Below are 14649 nucleotides of genomic sequence, written 5' to 3'. Positions count from 1 at the left end.
AGTTAAGCGACTGATCGCGCTGCGGCCACCAGCCCGTGATGCAAGGATCCCGCCGAAGAGCGGGGACCATATACGGCCATCCGGTCGTCTGCCAATCGCTGCAGGAACACGCCCAGATGCTCAGCCGTCGTGCGTATTGCTGCGCCCGGTTTCATGGTGCGCACCGGGACGTTGCACAGACGCTCAAACAGATCACACAATGCTGCGCCTGCCACGTCAAACCTGCACCAGCCGTCGGTTTGTTCGACGACCGAAGCTTTGTCCCCCAAGCTGCTTTTCAGCTCTGCCGCCAGCAGCTCGTGGCTGTCATGCGCAGCGGTTATCATCCATTGGTCAGGGCCCATCCAGAACGCGCTATAAGGTCCAGCCTCGGCACTTTTGCCGACATCCGGCAGCGCCAGTCCGGTCTTGTCGGACACGGCATCCCTGACAGTTGCGCCCTGATCTGTGCGTGCCGCGACCGAGGCCAGCGCCTGATCCACAACCTCGGTGATGGTGATCGTGCCGATCACGTCCTGACGCGGTGTGTCGCTGCCCAGCGGGGTGATTGGTTTCAATTTATGCACGAAGCTTCTCCCCTTCCGGGTCCACGAAATGAGCGCTGACGATTTCGACCAGAACTTCCTGACCTTCCAGCGGGTTGACCAGACGCAATTGCTCGCCCTTGCGATCGAAACCACCTTTGACATAGCCTAGGGCGATCGAGCTGTTCAGGATCGGCGAAAAAGCCGTCGAGGTGACATATCCCTGATCATGGGCTGCATCGACCGGCCCGGTTATGTTCATCAGGTGCCCGCCTGCCGGAAGGGTGTCCTTGGCATCCACCGGTTTCAGCCCGACCAGAGCAAGCGCATCCGGGGTGTTCATGCCCTCACGACGGCTGAGTACGTTGCCGATACAGTCCTTCTTGGTGCTGACCATGCGGCCAAGGCCAAGGTTCAGGGCCGTTGTCGTCCCGTTCAGCTCGTTGCCCGTCGCGTGGCCCTTTTCGATCCGCATGACGCCCAGCGCCTCGGTGCCGTAGGGAACCACGTCGAACTCTTCACCCGCTTCCATCAGCGCCCGCATCAGGCCGTCGCCATAGCGCGTGGGCACGGCGATTTCGTAAGCCAGTTCGCCCGAAAACGAGATACGGAACAGGCGCGCACGCAAGCCACCACACACGGTGATCTCACCGCAGGCCATGAAGGGGAATGCCTCGTTCGAGATGTCGAATTCGGGATCGACGATCTTTTGCAGCAACTTGCGGCTGTTTGGACCGGCGACCGCATATTGCGCCCAGGCTTCGGTGGTCGAGATCAGCTGTACGTCCATATTGGGGCACAGGCACTGACGGACGAATTCCATGTTGCGATAAACCAGAACCGCGTTGGCGGTTGTGGTGGTTACCACAAAATGATCCTCGGCCAGACGCGCGGCGGTACCGTCGTCATAGGCCACGCCATCTTCGCGCAGCATCAGACCATAGCGAACCTTGCCAACCGGCAGTTTTGCAAAGCCGTTTGCATAGATCATGTTCAGGAAAGCGGCAGCATCCGCGCCCTGCACGTCGATCTTGCCCAGTGTGGTCACGTCGCAGACACCGACCGAGTTGCGGGTCTGCAGGACCTCACGGCTCACCGACTGACGCCAATGGGTTTCACCCTTGCGCGGGAACCATTGCGCCCGCAGCCAGTTACCAACTTCCAGGAATACCGCGCCCTGTTCCTCGGCCCATTTGTGGCTGGGGGTCAGGCGGGTCGGATGGAATTCCTTGCCGACCGCGCGGCCCGCCAACGCACCCATCGCAACGGGCGTATAGGGCGGGCGGAAGATGGTTGTGCCTGTCTCGGGGATCGACTTGCCCGTCAGCTCGGCCATCACCGCCAGCGCGCCCACATTCGAGGTCTTGCCCTGATCCGTCGCCATGCCCAGCGTGGTATAGCGCTTGAGATGCTCGACCGAGGTAAAGTTTTCCTGGTGCGCCAGCTTGACGTCCTTGACGGTCACGTCGTTCTGATAATCCAGCCACGCACGTTTCGCACCTTTGACATGCCAGAACGGCGACAGAGATACGGGTGCGTCCTGAGCCGCGGGCAGGTCTGCCGGGGTCGCAGTGATCCCAAGATCGGAAAGCGCGGTAACGGCGGCATTTGCCCCGCCTTGGAGGGCAGCATCGGTGGTCAGGTCACCCTTTGCGGCACCCGCCACGATCTGACCGACTGGCAGGCCCTCTTCACCCGGAACAAACGCATGGATATCCGCGTTCCAGACCGGACGGCCCCGCTGATGGCAGGTCAGGCCGAGGTTCGGATTCCAGCCGCCCGACATCGCCAGAGCCTCGCAATGCAGATCGCGGGTAAAACCCTTGTCCGTGAGCACCTGAACCGAGGTCAGGCCAAGGCGACCGGATGTGTTGATGATCTCGGCACCTTTCAGAACCTCAGTACCTTCGACATCCGGCGCATCGGGGCGCGTATCAACGATGGCGGGCACCTTGACGCCCTGCGCAATCAGGTCGCGTGCGGTCTGATGCGCATCGTCATTATTGGCGAAAACCACAACGGATTGCGCAGGTGTCGTGGCCCAGCGATTGACATAGGCGCGCACGGCACCGGCTAGCATGATGCCGGGACGGTCGTTGTTTTCAAACGCAATGGGCCGTTCAATCGCACCCGTCGCGATCAGCGCGCGTTTCGAGTAGATGCGCCACAAGGTCTGACGCGGTTTGCCCTCGGCCGGCATCGCCAGATGATCGGCGTTGCGTTCAACTGCGCCATAGATCCCGTGATCATAAGCTCCGAACACGGTGGTCCGGGGCATCAGGCGCACATTGCCCATGCCTGCCAGTTCGGCCTGAGTTTGCGCAACCCAGTCCGCACCCGACACATCAGCCAAGGCACCGGTTTCAGCGATCAGACGTCCGCCCAGATGAAAATCTTCCTCGGCCAGAATGACCTGTGCGCCCGCGCGTCCGGCGGTTAGCGCTGCGGCCAGACCGGCAGGGCCTGCGCCGACAATCAGAAGATCGCAATGCAGGAAACCCTTTTCGTATGCATCCGGGTCATCTTCCCCAGTCAGGCTACCAAGCCCTGCGGCCTTGCGGATGACAGGTTCGTACAGTTTTTCCCAGAACGCTTTGGGCCACATGAAGGTCTTGTAATAGAACCCGGCCGTCAGAAAATTCGAGAACCGATCATTGATCGCCATAAAATCGCGTTCCAGCGACGGCCAGCGGTTCTGCGAATTCGCGCTCAGACCGTCATACAGTTCAGCAACCGTGGCGCGGGTATTAGGTTCCTGCCGCCCACCCGAGCGCAGCTCGACCAGTGCGTTGGGTTCTTCGCTGCCTGCGGTCAACACGCCCCGCGGGCGGTGATACTTGAACGACCGCCCCATCAGCCGCACGCCATTGGCCAGCAAGGCCGAGGCCAACGTGTCGCCCAGAAATCCGCTGAAGCTTTTGCCGTCGAACTGGAAGTTCAGGCTGGTGCTGCGGTCGATCAGACCGCCATTCAAACGATTGCCGTTCGTCATTGTGCAGACCTTTCTGCCGCAGCCGCTTTTGCAACGTCGTGGGCCAATTCGACATTCAGAATTTCGTGGGTCATCGTGTTCCGCGTGACCACCAGCCAGGAACGGTCGCCCTGTTCGTGATACCAAAGCTCGCGATGTTCGCCTGCCGGGTTGTCGCGCAGATACAGATAGTCATGAAATGCGTTTAGCGCGTTCTCCGACTGCCAATCAGGCCGGTTGATGAGCGCGGCATCCCCCAGATAGGTAAATTCCTGCGCGTCACGCGGGCCAAGCAAAGGATGGTTGATAATCATCTGGTTCGCCTCTCAGTGCAGGTTCGGTTGGGCGCCCTGCCCTTTTTCGTCGATCATGTTGCCGGACATGAAACGGTCCAGCCGATAGGCCGTGGCAACCTCGTGCGGGCGATCGGTTTTCAGCAGATGGGCAAAGCAGTAGCCCGAAGCAGGTGTTGCCTTGAACCCGCCGTAGCACCAGCCGCCGTTGAAATAGAGGCCGTCGATATGGGTCTTGTCGATGAAGGGCGAGCCGTCCATGGACATATCCATGACCCCGCCCCAGCTGCGCAGCAGACGCGCACGACCAAGCGCCGGGATCAGCGACATTCCACTTTCGATCACGTCCTCGACCACTGGCAAATTGCCGCGTTGCGCATAGGTATTGTACATGTCGATATCACCACCAAACACCAGCCCGCCCTTATCGGACTGGCTGCAATAGAAATGCCCTGCCCCATAGGTGATCACACCGGGGATGAACGGCTTCAGCCCTTCGGAAACAAAGGCCTGCAACACGTGGCTTTCGATGGGCAGACGCATGCCTGCTTTTGCCATGACCCGGCTGGAACTGCCCGCAACTGTCACGCCGACCTTCTTGGCACCGATGTAGCCGCGCGTGGTATCGACCCCCAGTACCTTGCCGTTTTCGATACGGAAGCCGGTGACTTCGCAATTCTGAATGATGTCCACACCGCGCATATCGGCGCCACGCGCATACCCCCAGGCGACCGCATCGTGGCGAACTGTACCGCCGCGTCGATGCAACAGGCCACCCTGAATCGGGAACCGCTGGTCGTTGAAGTTCAGGAACGGATACATGGCCCGGACACCTTCGGCATCCAACAACTCGGCATCCGATCCGTTCAGGATCATCGCATTGCCCCGGCGCCGCGCCGCATCGCGCTGAGCGTCGTTGTGGATAAGGTTCAGGATCCCGCGTTGGCTGACCATCGCATTATAGTTGAAATCCTGTTCCAGGTTCTCCCACAGTTTCAGCGAAAACTCATAAAACGGCTCGTTTCCGTCCAGTAGATAGTTCGACCGGATGATCGTCGTATTCCGCCCGACATTGCCACCACCGATCCAGCCCTTTTCCAGAACCGCAATACGCGCGCCGCCGAATTCCTTGGCAAGGTAGTAGGCTGTCGACAACCCGTGCCCGCCGCCACCAATGATGACATAATCATAGGACTCTGCTGGCGCCGCATCGCGCCATTGCTGGGTCCACCCCTTATGCCCGGTCAAGGCTTCTTTGAAGATCCTCAGAGCTGAATAACGCATGAAAGCTCCTGTTCGTTGCAACCTAGGACTTGTGCACACTACGGAATATTTTCCAGATGCTGTTTCGGACAGAATTCATCTCAGAACCGACAGAAACAGGTTACACGGCGAAAATGGACCAATAGACGCCCGCCCAGGACCGCAATACACGCGGAAAAATCAGGCTGCCGCCTGTCCCAAAATCCCTGACGGTGGAAAGGTTGCGGTGAAAACTCCAAGGCTTGGTTCAGGGCTGAGTTCCAGGATGGAGAAGTCTTCCACTGCCTTCGAGAGGCGCAGATTTTGATTGAAGGATGGAGGATACACTACAACACCAAATGCCCGCATAATGCTTTGGGATAAGCATTGGCCGGGGAGTGTCTTATTAGCTGGTTACTTTCTTATCGAAATAGTCAATCTTAGTTGTTTGATGATAGAAGTGCGCCAGTTGCGCACCCTGTGTTTTTGCGGCTCGTTTTTTGTTGCCGCTTCAACATCTGAATTGCAGCGGCTTCCAGGCTTTCATAGCTGTCGCCAGATATACCGAGAAACCGCCCTCTGCCCCCCAGAAACCCGTCAACAGTTTCAGTATTTGCAGCCGTGCTATTGAGATGATGGTTCCGGCTCTGATCGCTCGACATACAAACGGTGTCAGCGCGCGGCATTGAATTGTGCCGCCAAACTATGCAGCTTGGTCCATCTGAATTTCACCGTTGTGCAAGAAACAGGCCTTGTCGAAAGCAGACAGATCAAGCGGGTTGGGTAGCCTAACATCCGACAGATCGGGCATAGTCTTGTCGCTGAGATCGAACGAGCGATCAATTTGCGAGATCATGACACAAATTGCGCCTGTAACCTTCACGTACTGCGTAGAGATCTGATCGTCAAGGCTTGGGTTGGTGCGCTTTTGATCCAGAGGTTGGAGGTAACCGATCACGACAACAACCGGTTCACCAAAGTGTTCAAGACGGCTGATAACGTAGTCCGCAGACACCTCGTCCGACGTATCAACAATCATCGCATTTCGTTCGGACTCTGGACCAATCCCAAGAGCCGAGAAACGATCTTCGACGTCTCGCTCATGATAGTCTAGCGTGAAGAAAAACCCTTCCGGCCAAGCTCTGTCGCCCTTGACGCCAATTCGAGCCCAAGGAGAGTTTTGCCGTGATCGGGTATTGCGCCAACAAGGATCAGGTCTCCGGGTACAAGCTGCGACAGGATGGTTGCAACTGGCCCTTTTGTTGTTGAAGACGATGCAAGATGGCTCCAGTTCTGGAACCCTTCTTCGACGGCCTTTTGGTCCAGCGCCTCGTGCAAAGGGATACGTTCCTTGCGTGCCGCGAGTCTGGCTTGTCGTTTCGACCGATAGATTGGGGCGGATAAATGCATGTGCGTTCCTCCTCTTTCGAGCCGCTCGGGCGCAACGTCATTGCGTCCAGCACCGCGCGGTTGCGGGCGGTGCCGGTTTCTTCCCCGGCGGCCCCGTCTGTGTAGTCAAACACCATCCACGGCAGACGTCGCCGGGCCAACCGGCGCGCATCTGCTGCACTGTGAATGGCCTCTGCACCCATCAGGCCTGCACGGATTTCATAAAGCGGTCGCAGATCACCACAGGGTCCATGGTGATGACCGGCATCTTGGCATTGCCGCTTTCGCATTTGCTGACAATGATGGTCATCTGCCTGGCATCCAGCGCCTCTTGCAGCACGCGGCCTGTATCTTCGGCCTGACATTCGGTCACACGCTCGCATGTGAATCCCGGAGGCAAAATGGCCGGTGGAGCGGTTGGTTGATCTGTCCATCGCGGAACAAAATTCCGAGGTCTGACACCTGAGGCGAACGAGCTGAGGGTGGGGAGATGTATTCAGTGGACCTTTATAGCCGGGTGCGGCGTGCGTGCCATGTTGACGGGATGGGGCGTAGAATGACGTAGGCAGCGGCGGCTGCCACGGCGCAAGCGCCGATCAGGAGAAATTCTCGGTTCATGTACTGGTCTTACCCTGTGAAACAGAGTGGAGCCGCAAATTTCTTTCAGCACACTGGAACGTGTTCACTGCCGTAAACAGCGTCGGATATCTGTTTCAAGCGTTAGATGGTCTGTCCGGTTCTTCCGGTTCATTGAGCGTCGAGAAGCTTGTTACCTGCCATGCCAACGCTGCCTCAGACTGGTCAAATGATACTTCGGAATCTGGCAACGTCAGCGCGAGAGCATTACACAGGAATGGATTGCGTTCATCAGGCTCCATTCCGTTCGATCCATCCGGAGCGCTATCCATTGGTTCCCCCGAAGCGTGACCAACGTGGCTTTCTTGCATATTTCTGGCCAGGTGGCCATCACAATGCCCATCAACACAATCTTTCGACTTAGATGCGCCGACATTCCCACATCAACAGCCGGCGTTGAGGAACCGCGCTGCGAAATCTGACTGAGAGCCCTATTTTGCACATGCTGCAATCATTCTGACTGGTCATTCATCACAGTCAGCGGTTCTTGAAAAATCTATCCACAACAATTGCCCCCAATCTGAATTGGCGGACATGGTACGGTAGCGTAGGAGCAGAAAACACAGCAATCGCCTTCCTGCGGTTTCAATACTGACTTGCATGACTTGCATTCATAAAACCACTGGCAACAGTCCGTTGGCATTTTTTCAGTTTCGAAGTGCCCACACTCAGGGCAGGTCAATGTGCTTTCGAGCACCACGGATGTATTTGTCATTTTCTCACATCTGCATGATTAGGTAGTCGTTGATTTGAGCTTCGTTGAACACGATAACCCATGCCAACGCAGTGACCGCGGCGCTTCCAGCAAGCCACCACTTCAGGTGCGCCAACGATCCGTTTCGATGGGATACGAACCACGCTGTCGCGACGAATAAGGATGAGATGGCCAGCACGTAGTAGCTAGCGGCTGCTATTTTTCCGAATATTGCCAACCAGCTGCCGCCTAAACCCAGCAACATCATGGCCATCGGAAGTACGCAGCACGTCGCGACGCCAAGTGCAGAAAACGACCCCAAGTAAGTGAGGGTTAGGTATTTCTTCATCTTTCGCTCCGGTGGCGCTCAATTCGCTGAGTTGAGTCGTTGACACCTTGGATATATAGCTTCTGTAGTTACTACAGGATCAAGAGGAGATGTTTCACGTGATTGCGATAGGAGCGGCTTCCCGGCAAAGCGGTGTCGGAATCGAAACCATCCGCTACTACGAACGCGAAGGTATCGTGCCGAAGCCAGCACGAGCACTGAACAATCGCCGCCTCTATTCAGCAAGCGATGTCGGCAGACTTCGTTTGCTCAAGAAGTGCCGTGATCTGGGGTTTCCACTCTCCGATGCGAAGGCGCTGTTGGACCTGTCTGAAGGAGGCGACGAAGACTGCCGATCCGTAAAAGAAATGGCTGAAGCCCACATGGCCAACGTTCGATGCAAAATCGATGAATTGAAGCGTTTGGAAGGAGCTTTGAGCGAACTTTCTGCCAATTGTGAAACCGGGAATGTTAGCTGCCCAATGCTCGCACGATTGCGGATGGTGGAGGACATCTAAATCTCGGGCTGGGCTACAACCCAATTTCCGAGATAAAATTCAGATTGCTTCGGACCAAGGTCGGTGGTGCGCGAAGGGATTGTCGTTCATAGTCGAAAGCGAAATGAGACCGGAGATTTCTGACCTGACAATTGGCAATTGGTCATTGTCGCGAGTTTTTCTTGCGGCCTGCATTGTTGTGATGGGAACAGCCACTGCAATTGTTGGTGTTTGGGTGTCAAATCGGATCGAGAACGCGGTTGTTCAAAATTCTGCCAACTCTGCGGCGTTGTATATGGAGAGCATTGTATCCCCTCTTAGCCAGGAACTTGCACACGGCGACCGTCTTTCGGATCAAGCGAGTCGAGCACTGGACGAGATTTTCATGACCCAGCCAATGCGTGACCGCATTGTCTCCTTCAAGTTTTGGAAGCAAGGGGGAGTGATTGCACATGCATCGGATTCAGCCATCATTGGAAGCCGTTTCGATCCAACTGACGATCTAAAGCGAGCATGGGGCGGTGAGATCTCCGGCTCTTTCGAAGAGCTTGATCATGCCGAAAGCGCCGCTGAAGCGGCACTTGGGATACCACTTCTCGAAGTATATAGTCCCATCCGCGAGCTTTGGTCGGGCGAAATCATTGCTGTTGCAGAGTTTTATGAAAAAGCTGAACAGCTGGAAATTGATATGGCCAGAGCCCGTCGAACAAGTTGGTTGGTCGTCGGATCAGCATTTGTGGCAAGTACAATCGTTCTGTTTTCCATCGTGGCAATTGGTGACAACACAATTCGACGTCAGGGGCGCCTTCTAGAGAGGCGTCTGGCAGAAAGTGAACAAATGGCCGAGCAGAATGCCAAGCTGCGGTCGCGCGTGGTCGAAGCGTCAGAACGATATGCCACGCAAACAGATCGGTTTCTTAAAAAACTTGGTTCCGAGCTTCATGATGGTCCCGCTCAATATCTGTCCCTCGCTGCCCTTAGATTAGACGCCGCATTTTCCGACGGCTCCGAAAAGCCCAAAGAGGCCGAAGAAATCCAACAGTCACTGCAGAAGTCCTTGGCTGAAATTCGTGCTTTGTCGCGGGGGCTGTCTGCTCCGGACATCGACAATCTGGCGCTCATGGATGTCGTGAAGAGAGCAATAGAAGATCACTCTGAACATAGTTCATTGCGACCCGATATTTCGCTTCAAGGAAGCCAGGCAACCGAGTTGTCCTTGTCCGACAAATTGTGTGTTTTTCGGTTCCTCCAAGAAACGCTTTCTAACGCTGCGAGATATGCTCCGGGTTCTCAATGCACTGTTACTTGTGAGGCTCAAAGCGACCGTGTCGTCATACATGTCCGCGACGACGGGCCCGGATTTGATCCCTCAGACGACACAGTATTGCGTGACGATGGAGGCCAAGGACTAATGGGTTTGCGAGATCGGGTCGAGAGTATCGGTGGCAGGTTTGAAGTCGCGTCAAGCCCCGGCAAAGGCGCTTCAATTGCGATGACACTATTTCCCAGAAAAATGAGTACATCATGACAACATCTGTCATTATTGCGGATGATCATCCGATTTTCAGGGACGGTTTGCACCGTACATTGGACGAAGCCGACGGGTTCGAAGTTCTCGCCGCTGGTTCAAACGCTGAAGAGGCGGTTTCGCTTGTCAGCATTCATCAGCCAGACATAGCCATCCTCGACCTTTCGATGCCTGGCGGCGGCATAAGCGCGACACGCAAAATTGCCGCTATGGCGAACCCGCCTTTCGTCGCAATATTAACGGTCTCTGAGAACAACAGTGACGTCGCGGATGCTTTGGAAGCAGGAGCTATCGGGTACATTGTCAAAGGTGTGACAGCCAGCCAATTGACAGATTCGCTGCACAGCATCGCCGCAGGTGAAGGTTTCGTATCGCCAGGACTGGCCTCGCGCGTGCTGCTTCAGATCAACAGCGAGGCGGGGATTTCCAAAGACAGAGACGTGCTCAATGATCTCACGCACCGCGAGGAAGACATACTTCGACGTGTGGCGAAAGGAATGAGCAATCGGGAAATAGCAGAACAATTAAACCTGCAGGAAAAAACTGTGAAGCACTACATGACGGCAATCCTATCCAAGCTTCACGCTCGAAATCGGGTAGAAGCCGCTCTAATAGCGCACGACGTTTGGAACAAAGCAGACTAATTGCAATGTCTATTATGGGTTAGGCGGTCTCTCACAATGAGAAACCGCCTATTAAACATCGACCCGAGTTAATGCCTAGTTGGCAACCGACTGCAATCTCCGACGATCAGAGGCAGTTGCGTTTCTCTCAACAACAGTCCGGTTGAATGGGTCCTTCAGTTCGTAGCGGCCAAACTCGATCTCTTCTTTCCAACCGTTGGCATAGTTTACTTCGATGTTGTTGCCCTGGCGTTCTATTTTCGTTGGGCGACTTCCAGCGGCGCCCCCTTGCCCGGATGAGCGCACGTTGTCGATGGAGATATCATCCGCCAAAGATCGAAGCCTTGAGACGTCAGCACCCGTAGCTGGCCGTTCTTCTACGGTTCGATTCTGAGCATTCTTTCTCTCGTACCGACCGTTTTCGATTTCTTCCTTGGTTCCATCGGCGTAACGCACTTCGATGCCGTTAGCGTTGGTCTCAACCTTTGTGATACCGGCTGAGCTTGATGGCCCGTCCTCCGCTCGGGACTGATCCTTTTTGCCGCTGCCTTGATTTGAACGCTTCGAGTCATCGTCATCATCGTCGCGACCGCCTTTACCTGATCCTGAATTGTCGTCACGATCATCGTCCCGGTCGTCGTCACGATCATCGTCGCGATCACCACCACGACCGCTATTGCCTGACCCCGAGTTGTCGTCCCGATCATCGTCACGATCATCATCCCGGTCGTCATCGCGACCATCCCCATCTTTTCCTTTGCCACTCTTCGCAAACGCATAGGCTGGTTCAAGTTGCAGGCGACCGTCTGCGTCAAACTTTGGTACGTAAGGCGTTGCCGCAATCAACGAAGCCAGTGCAGCTGTGCCTAGAAGTTGGCCAAACTTTCTTTGAATTTTCATTTTTGCCTCCAATTCTGTCAGACGCATTTCGCGATGTTGGAGGCAGGCTACGCTAAGCTTTGCTCCCCGACATCGGGCTTTGGTCTGATGAATTGCAGGCCAAACGTCTTAGTCAGAATTGCGAAAACGATCAAAATTCATACTGCAGAGGGGTTGAACAGACTTAGTGTGCTTTTGCTCCGCCACCTTTCAATTCGTCATCGGGTTCGAGGTGGATGAAAAAGACAGAACCCGGGTAAATACGTTCCAATGCGTGTTCGATTTCATTGCAGATGTCGTGTGCGGCGCTGACAGACATTGCTCCGTCCACAACAAGGTGAAACTCGACGAAGATGATGTTTGCGGATCTGCGCCCTTTGAGATCGTGGTACTCTAAAGCTGTACCGAGGTTTGCTTCGATTGCTTTAGAGACAGTCTGCAAGTCATGATCCGAAAGGCTCACATCCATCAGGCCATCCACGGAGGCCCGAATAACTTTCCATCCTTCCCACAGGATGTTGAGCGCGACAAGAATTGCCAGGATCGGGTCGAGGATCAGCCAACCGGTGACAAGCGCAAGTATTAGTCCCACGACAACACCGACTGATGTCATAACATCAGTGAAGATGTGCCGGGAGCTCGCCTCCAATGCAGGCGACCCCTCGCGCCTGCCGATCTTGAGCAACAAGTAAGCCCATGCACCATTCACGCCAGTCGCAATGATATTGATCGCGATTCCAAGCAGCGGCGCATCGTCAAGATGTGGGTCGGGCAGCGCCAGCACCGCCTCTCGGATGATCAAAAAGGCAGCGAGCACAATCAGTATGCCCTCCACGACCGCGGAAAGGTACTCTGCTTTCTTGTGCCCAAAAGGGTGGTTTTCGTCCGGCGGTATGCTGGCAACCCGCACGGCAAAATACGCAAGCAGCGCCGCCACTACGTTCACCGTGGATTCCATCGCGTCTGACAGCAGGGCCACTGAACCAGTCAACCACCAAGCCAGCAGCTTTAGGGCCAGTACGGCAATGGAAATTGGGATGGACCAAAGGGCGAATTTTTGTGTCACTTGGCCGCGACCCCCAATCAAACGTCAAAGAAAACCCGGGCGATAGGTGAGTTTACGTGCACAAGATCTAAAACAGGTGTTTGGCAAAAAAGAAATAGAGCCGCTGGGCTTTCTGCATGCGAACAGGGGGAAACGTCCTTGATATCTGCATCGCGACCTCAAACGCCTGTTACACTGATGGGAGCTCACTCTGCGGCACAGGGCCTTCGCCGCGTTAGCAACACTGGACCTCTGCGACAGCAGCGATGCAGAGGACGCGGACTTTAGATCAAAAATTCTGTGTTTTGGAGCCGTGGACAGCGGCTATGCGGACACAACGGACGTTGAGTGTAAGCGTCGACGCCGAGATCAGATCGCATTGCCTGAGCCGTTGGATCCGCAGTAGATCACAAAGTCTTTGGTAAGCTCCCACCGATTGATCTACGTGAGTAGAAAGGTAGCACCTTCAGATCAGAACCGTAACTTGACGCCGCGAACCTGCCCGTGCCGATCAACATGTATTCAAACGCTCCTGTACATAGCGTATCGATGTAATCCTTGATGAAGAAACTCTATCCAAAGAACAGCGAATTTTTCTCCCCAAGGGAGCCAGTCGAAACCAACGTTGGCTCCTGCTATAAAGTCATTGCCGCCTGCGCCAAATCGAAAACTTACAACTTCTCTGCCCAATTAGTGCTGTTGTTTGAGGAAGACCTTGGAAGGCAGGTTTTTTCTACGCGGCAAAAATCCCCTGAGCTTTTGTTTGCTCACAAGAGACAACATTAACAGAACGTGAACAATGTATTCTCTGAGTGTTCAACCTGTATCACTCATACTGATCCCCACAGGGCTAAAAAAGTGTCCGGCTTAGTGGAAGGGGAAAAGAATGATCAAGACTGCCGTTGAGGTCGAGCTTTGCGTTCCTGCATCGATGCGATCCACAAGTGCTGCCGTTCGCGGTGAACTTTCAAATACCGATAATTCGAGCAACAATCGCTTCCCTCCTATCGAAAATGCACTGACTGATATCATCAGCAACAAGCGACTTGATGAGGCAAACAGGGACGTCTGATCTGACAATTGGAAGCAAAACACGCTTCCGGGCTACGGCGACCAAATCAGGTAACGACAAAGCCCGCTCCGCAATCGGAGCGGGCTTATTTGTTTGAGTGACTTTGATGCATTCAAAGTCAGGAGAGTGTGATCCAGACTATCCAAACAGAGCGCTGCCAACATGATGTCGGGTCAACCATGCTCGTGGTAAAGACATGGCTGACCCGGCCACCATCGGCTTGCAAAATAGCAGGCCAATACTGTCAGCTATCTAGTCCAAGAAGTGATTTCACCGCATCCTCGACCTCATCAGTGACAGGCTTGTTTGCCGCGTTTTCCAGCGCTTCACGTTCAGTCAGTTCCTGATCTTCAACGGCTTCTGTCAACTCATCGACCTCGGCAACCGCTTGCTCGTAATCGACGGCATCCTTCTTCTCGGATTCCAGACTCTCAGCCGTATCGATAGCGTCCTGGAGATCGGTGTTTGCTTCCTCAAGCGCTGCTTCAATGTCGGGATCGGTGCCACCGGCGTCAGCCAGCGCCTCTTCAAGGTCGTTCACAAGATCTTGCTTTTCTTCAACGTCTGTCTGCGCTGCTTCAAGATCCTGTTCGATTTCAGAGACAGGTCGATCCGGCGGCGTCATCCCCTCCAGAAGATCCTGCTGTTCCTCCAGCGCCGCCCGCAGATCATCCCCGGCCAATACAGTATCACGATAAGTAGCAATTCGGCCCACTCGCGAATTTGGTGCTGCATTCAGCAAAGCCGTCTCGCTTGCATTTGCTGCATTCAACGCCCCCAGTTCAGATGGGTGCACCCCAAGCAACGTGGCCATTTTATTCCCTGTCGGGCGCTTTTTCGGGCGAACGGACTTGGTGACCTGAGGCGAAATTTTCGTTGTTCGCGTTACTTTCGTAGTCTTGGATTTGGTTTTCTTGGCCTTGGATTT

Annotated in this window: 16 protein-coding genes and 3 pseudogenes; 5 read left to right on the top strand and 14 right to left on the bottom strand. The window is 55.0% G+C overall.

Going from position 1 to position 14649, the window contains the following annotated elements:
* Nucleotides 1-2: 2 nt before the first annotated feature.
* Genes AC2FLD_RS09350 through AC2FLD_RS09335 form a run of 4 tightly spaced genes read right to left on the bottom strand, consistent with a single transcriptional unit; the run spans nucleotide 3 to nucleotide 5072 of the window.
* Nucleotides 3-566 carry a sarcosine oxidase subunit gamma gene (locus tag AC2FLD_RS09350; RefSeq protein WP_496668837.1) on the bottom strand — a complete coding sequence of 188 codons (564 nt, stop codon included), beginning with the start codon at nucleotides 564-566 and terminating at the stop codon, nucleotides 3-5.
* Complete coding sequence (locus AC2FLD_RS09345; RefSeq protein WP_496668836.1) at nucleotides 559-3516, bottom strand: sarcosine oxidase subunit alpha family protein; 2958 nt, start codon at nucleotides 3514-3516, stop codon at nucleotides 559-561. Before AC2FLD_RS09345 ends, AC2FLD_RS09350 begins: the two co-directional genes overlap by 8 nt.
* A complete protein-coding gene (locus AC2FLD_RS09340) occupies nucleotides 3513-3809 on the bottom strand; it encodes a sarcosine oxidase subunit delta (protein ID WP_496668835.1) in 297 nt (98 codons plus the stop codon). The genes AC2FLD_RS09345 and AC2FLD_RS09340 overlap by 4 nt, the downstream gene beginning before the upstream one ends.
* A gap of 12 nt (nucleotides 3810-3821) precedes the next feature.
* Nucleotides 3822-5072 (bottom strand): sarcosine oxidase subunit beta family protein, encoded by a 1251-nt coding sequence (locus tag AC2FLD_RS09335; protein WP_496668834.1) that lies wholly within the window; start codon nucleotides 5070-5072, stop codon nucleotides 3822-3824.
* Between the two features lie 216 nt (nucleotides 5073-5288).
* On the opposite strand from AC2FLD_RS09335, the pseudogene AC2FLD_RS09330 reads away from it, so the two are divergent.
* Nucleotides 5289-5414, top strand: a pseudogene (locus AC2FLD_RS09330) (integrase core domain-containing protein); the annotation flags it as partial.
* A gap of 319 nt (nucleotides 5415-5733) precedes the next feature.
* Here the strand turns inward: AC2FLD_RS09330 and AC2FLD_RS09325 are convergent.
* The 7 genes and pseudogenes from AC2FLD_RS09325 to AC2FLD_RS09295 all read right to left on the bottom strand — a co-directional run bounded on the left by AC2FLD_RS09325 (nucleotide 5734) and on the right by AC2FLD_RS09295 (nucleotide 8098).
* Nucleotides 5734-6192: a DNA helicase gene (locus AC2FLD_RS09325; protein WP_496668883.1), complete on the bottom strand. Its 459-nt coding sequence runs from the start codon at nucleotides 6190-6192 to the stop codon at nucleotides 5734-5736.
* The gene (locus tag AC2FLD_RS09320; RefSeq protein ID WP_496668886.1) at nucleotides 6141-6440 is read right to left on the bottom strand and encodes a P-loop NTPase family protein; all 300 of its coding nucleotides are present in this window, start codon (nucleotides 6438-6440) and stop codon (nucleotides 6141-6143) included. The genes AC2FLD_RS09325 and AC2FLD_RS09320 overlap by 52 nt, the downstream gene beginning before the upstream one ends.
* 26 nt (nucleotides 6441-6466) lie before the next feature.
* Nucleotides 6467-6622, bottom strand: a pseudogene (locus AC2FLD_RS09315) (alpha-hydroxy-acid oxidizing protein); the annotation flags it as partial.
* A pseudogene (locus tag AC2FLD_RS09310) lies at nucleotides 6622-6801 on the bottom strand (sulfopyruvate decarboxylase subunit beta); the annotation flags it as partial. The pseudogenes AC2FLD_RS09310 and AC2FLD_RS09315, both read right to left, overlap by 1 nt.
* A 331-nt stretch (nucleotides 6802-7132) precedes the next feature.
* Nucleotides 7133-7327 (bottom strand): hypothetical protein, encoded by a 195-nt coding sequence (locus AC2FLD_RS09305; RefSeq protein ID WP_496668832.1) that lies wholly within the window; start codon nucleotides 7325-7327, stop codon nucleotides 7133-7135.
* Between the two features lie 224 nt (nucleotides 7328-7551).
* Complete coding sequence (locus AC2FLD_RS09300) at nucleotides 7552-7770, bottom strand: GDCCVxC domain-containing (seleno)protein (RefSeq protein ID WP_496668830.1); 219 nt, start codon at nucleotides 7768-7770, stop codon at nucleotides 7552-7554.
* A gap of 4 nt (nucleotides 7771-7774) precedes the next feature.
* A complete protein-coding gene (locus AC2FLD_RS09295; protein WP_496668828.1) occupies nucleotides 7775-8098 on the bottom strand; it encodes a hypothetical protein in 324 nt (107 codons plus the stop codon).
* An 89-nt stretch (nucleotides 8099-8187) separates the two neighbouring features.
* Here AC2FLD_RS09295 and AC2FLD_RS09290 point away from each other — a divergent pair, with 89 nt between their 5' ends.
* The 3 genes from AC2FLD_RS09290 to AC2FLD_RS09280 all read left to right on the top strand — a co-directional run bounded on the left by AC2FLD_RS09290 (nucleotide 8188) and on the right by AC2FLD_RS09280 (nucleotide 10746).
* Nucleotides 8188-8595, top strand: coding sequence for a MerR family transcriptional regulator (locus AC2FLD_RS09290; RefSeq protein WP_496668826.1), 408 nt, complete (start codon nucleotides 8188-8190; stop codon nucleotides 8593-8595).
* Nucleotides 8596-8698: 103 nt separating this feature from the next.
* On the top strand, nucleotides 8699-10102 hold the full coding sequence (locus AC2FLD_RS09285) for a sensor histidine kinase (protein WP_496668824.1): 1404 nt from the start codon (nucleotides 8699-8701) through the stop codon (nucleotides 10100-10102).
* The gene (locus tag AC2FLD_RS09280; protein WP_050604197.1) at nucleotides 10099-10746 is read left to right on the top strand and encodes a response regulator; all 648 of its coding nucleotides are present in this window, start codon (nucleotides 10099-10101) and stop codon (nucleotides 10744-10746) included. Before AC2FLD_RS09285 ends, AC2FLD_RS09280 begins: the two co-directional genes overlap by 4 nt.
* A gap of 75 nt (nucleotides 10747-10821) precedes the next feature.
* Here AC2FLD_RS09280 and AC2FLD_RS09275 read toward each other — a convergent pair whose 3' ends face one another.
* Both AC2FLD_RS09275 and AC2FLD_RS09270 read right to left on the bottom strand, forming a co-directional pair.
* The gene (locus AC2FLD_RS09275) at nucleotides 10822-11625 is read right to left on the bottom strand and encodes a hypothetical protein (RefSeq protein ID WP_496668821.1); all 804 of its coding nucleotides are present in this window, start codon (nucleotides 11623-11625) and stop codon (nucleotides 10822-10824) included.
* Nucleotides 11626-11788: 163 nt separating this feature from the next.
* A complete protein-coding gene (locus tag AC2FLD_RS09270; protein WP_496668881.1) occupies nucleotides 11789-12688 on the bottom strand; it encodes a cation diffusion facilitator family transporter in 900 nt (299 codons plus the stop codon).
* 847 nt (nucleotides 12689-13535) lie between these two features.
* On the opposite strand from AC2FLD_RS09270, the gene AC2FLD_RS09265 reads away from it, so the two are divergent.
* Nucleotides 13536-13721 carry a hypothetical protein gene (locus AC2FLD_RS09265; protein ID WP_496668819.1) on the top strand — a complete coding sequence of 62 codons (186 nt, stop codon included), beginning with the start codon at nucleotides 13536-13538 and terminating at the stop codon, nucleotides 13719-13721.
* Nucleotides 13722-13965: 244 nt separating this feature from the next.
* Here AC2FLD_RS09265 and AC2FLD_RS09260 read toward each other — a convergent pair whose 3' ends face one another.
* Nucleotides 13966-14535, bottom strand: a complete 570-nt coding sequence (locus AC2FLD_RS09260; RefSeq protein ID WP_496668817.1) for a hypothetical protein — start codon at nucleotides 14533-14535, stop codon at nucleotides 13966-13968.
* Nucleotides 14536-14649 lie beyond the last annotated feature (114 nt).

Source organism: Ruegeria sp. CDSA021 (assembly GCF_059612325.1).
The sequence above is the reverse complement of the archived record's forward strand: the minus strand, read 5'-3'. Positions and strand labels throughout refer to the sequence as shown.

Coding starts and splice junctions, on each gene's coding strand:
- AC2FLD_RS09290 (WP_496668826.1), top strand. CDS start 8,188: ATGTTTCACGTGATTGCGATAGGAGCGGCTTCCCGGCAAAGCGGTGTC.
- AC2FLD_RS09280 (WP_050604197.1), top strand. CDS start 10,099: ATGACAACATCTGTCATTATTGCGGATGATCATCCGATTTTCAGGGAC.
- AC2FLD_RS09295 (WP_496668828.1), bottom strand. CDS start 8,098: ATGAAGAAATACCTAACCCTCACTTACTTGGGGTCGTTTTCTGCACTT.
- AC2FLD_RS09300 (WP_496668830.1), bottom strand. CDS start 7,770: ATGACAAATACATCCGTGGTGCTCGAAAGCACATTGACCTGCCCTGAG.
- AC2FLD_RS09340 (WP_496668835.1), bottom strand. CDS start 3,809: ATGATTATCAACCATCCTTTGCTTGGCCCGCGTGACGCGCAGGAATTT.
- AC2FLD_RS09275 (WP_496668821.1), bottom strand. CDS start 11,625: ATGAAAATTCAAAGAAAGTTTGGCCAACTTCTAGGCACAGCTGCACTG.
- AC2FLD_RS09320 (WP_496668886.1), bottom strand. CDS start 6,440: ATGCATTTATCCGCCCCAATCTATCGGTCGAAACGACAAGCCAGACTC.
- AC2FLD_RS09305 (WP_496668832.1), bottom strand. CDS start 7,327: ATGGATAGCGCTCCGGATGGATCGAACGGAATGGAGCCTGATGAACGC.
- AC2FLD_RS09265 (WP_496668819.1), top strand. CDS start 13,536: ATGATCAAGACTGCCGTTGAGGTCGAGCTTTGCGTTCCTGCATCGATG.
- AC2FLD_RS09335 (WP_496668834.1), bottom strand. CDS start 5,072: ATGCGTTATTCAGCTCTGAGGATCTTCAAAGAAGCCTTGACCGGGCAT.
- AC2FLD_RS09345 (WP_496668836.1), bottom strand. CDS start 3,516: ATGACGAACGGCAATCGTTTGAATGGCGGTCTGATCGACCGCAGCACC.
- AC2FLD_RS09260 (WP_496668817.1), bottom strand. CDS start 14,535: ATGGCCACGTTGCTTGGGGTGCACCCATCTGAACTGGGGGCGTTGAAT.
- AC2FLD_RS09285 (WP_496668824.1), top strand. CDS start 8,699: ATGAGACCGGAGATTTCTGACCTGACAATTGGCAATTGGTCATTGTCG.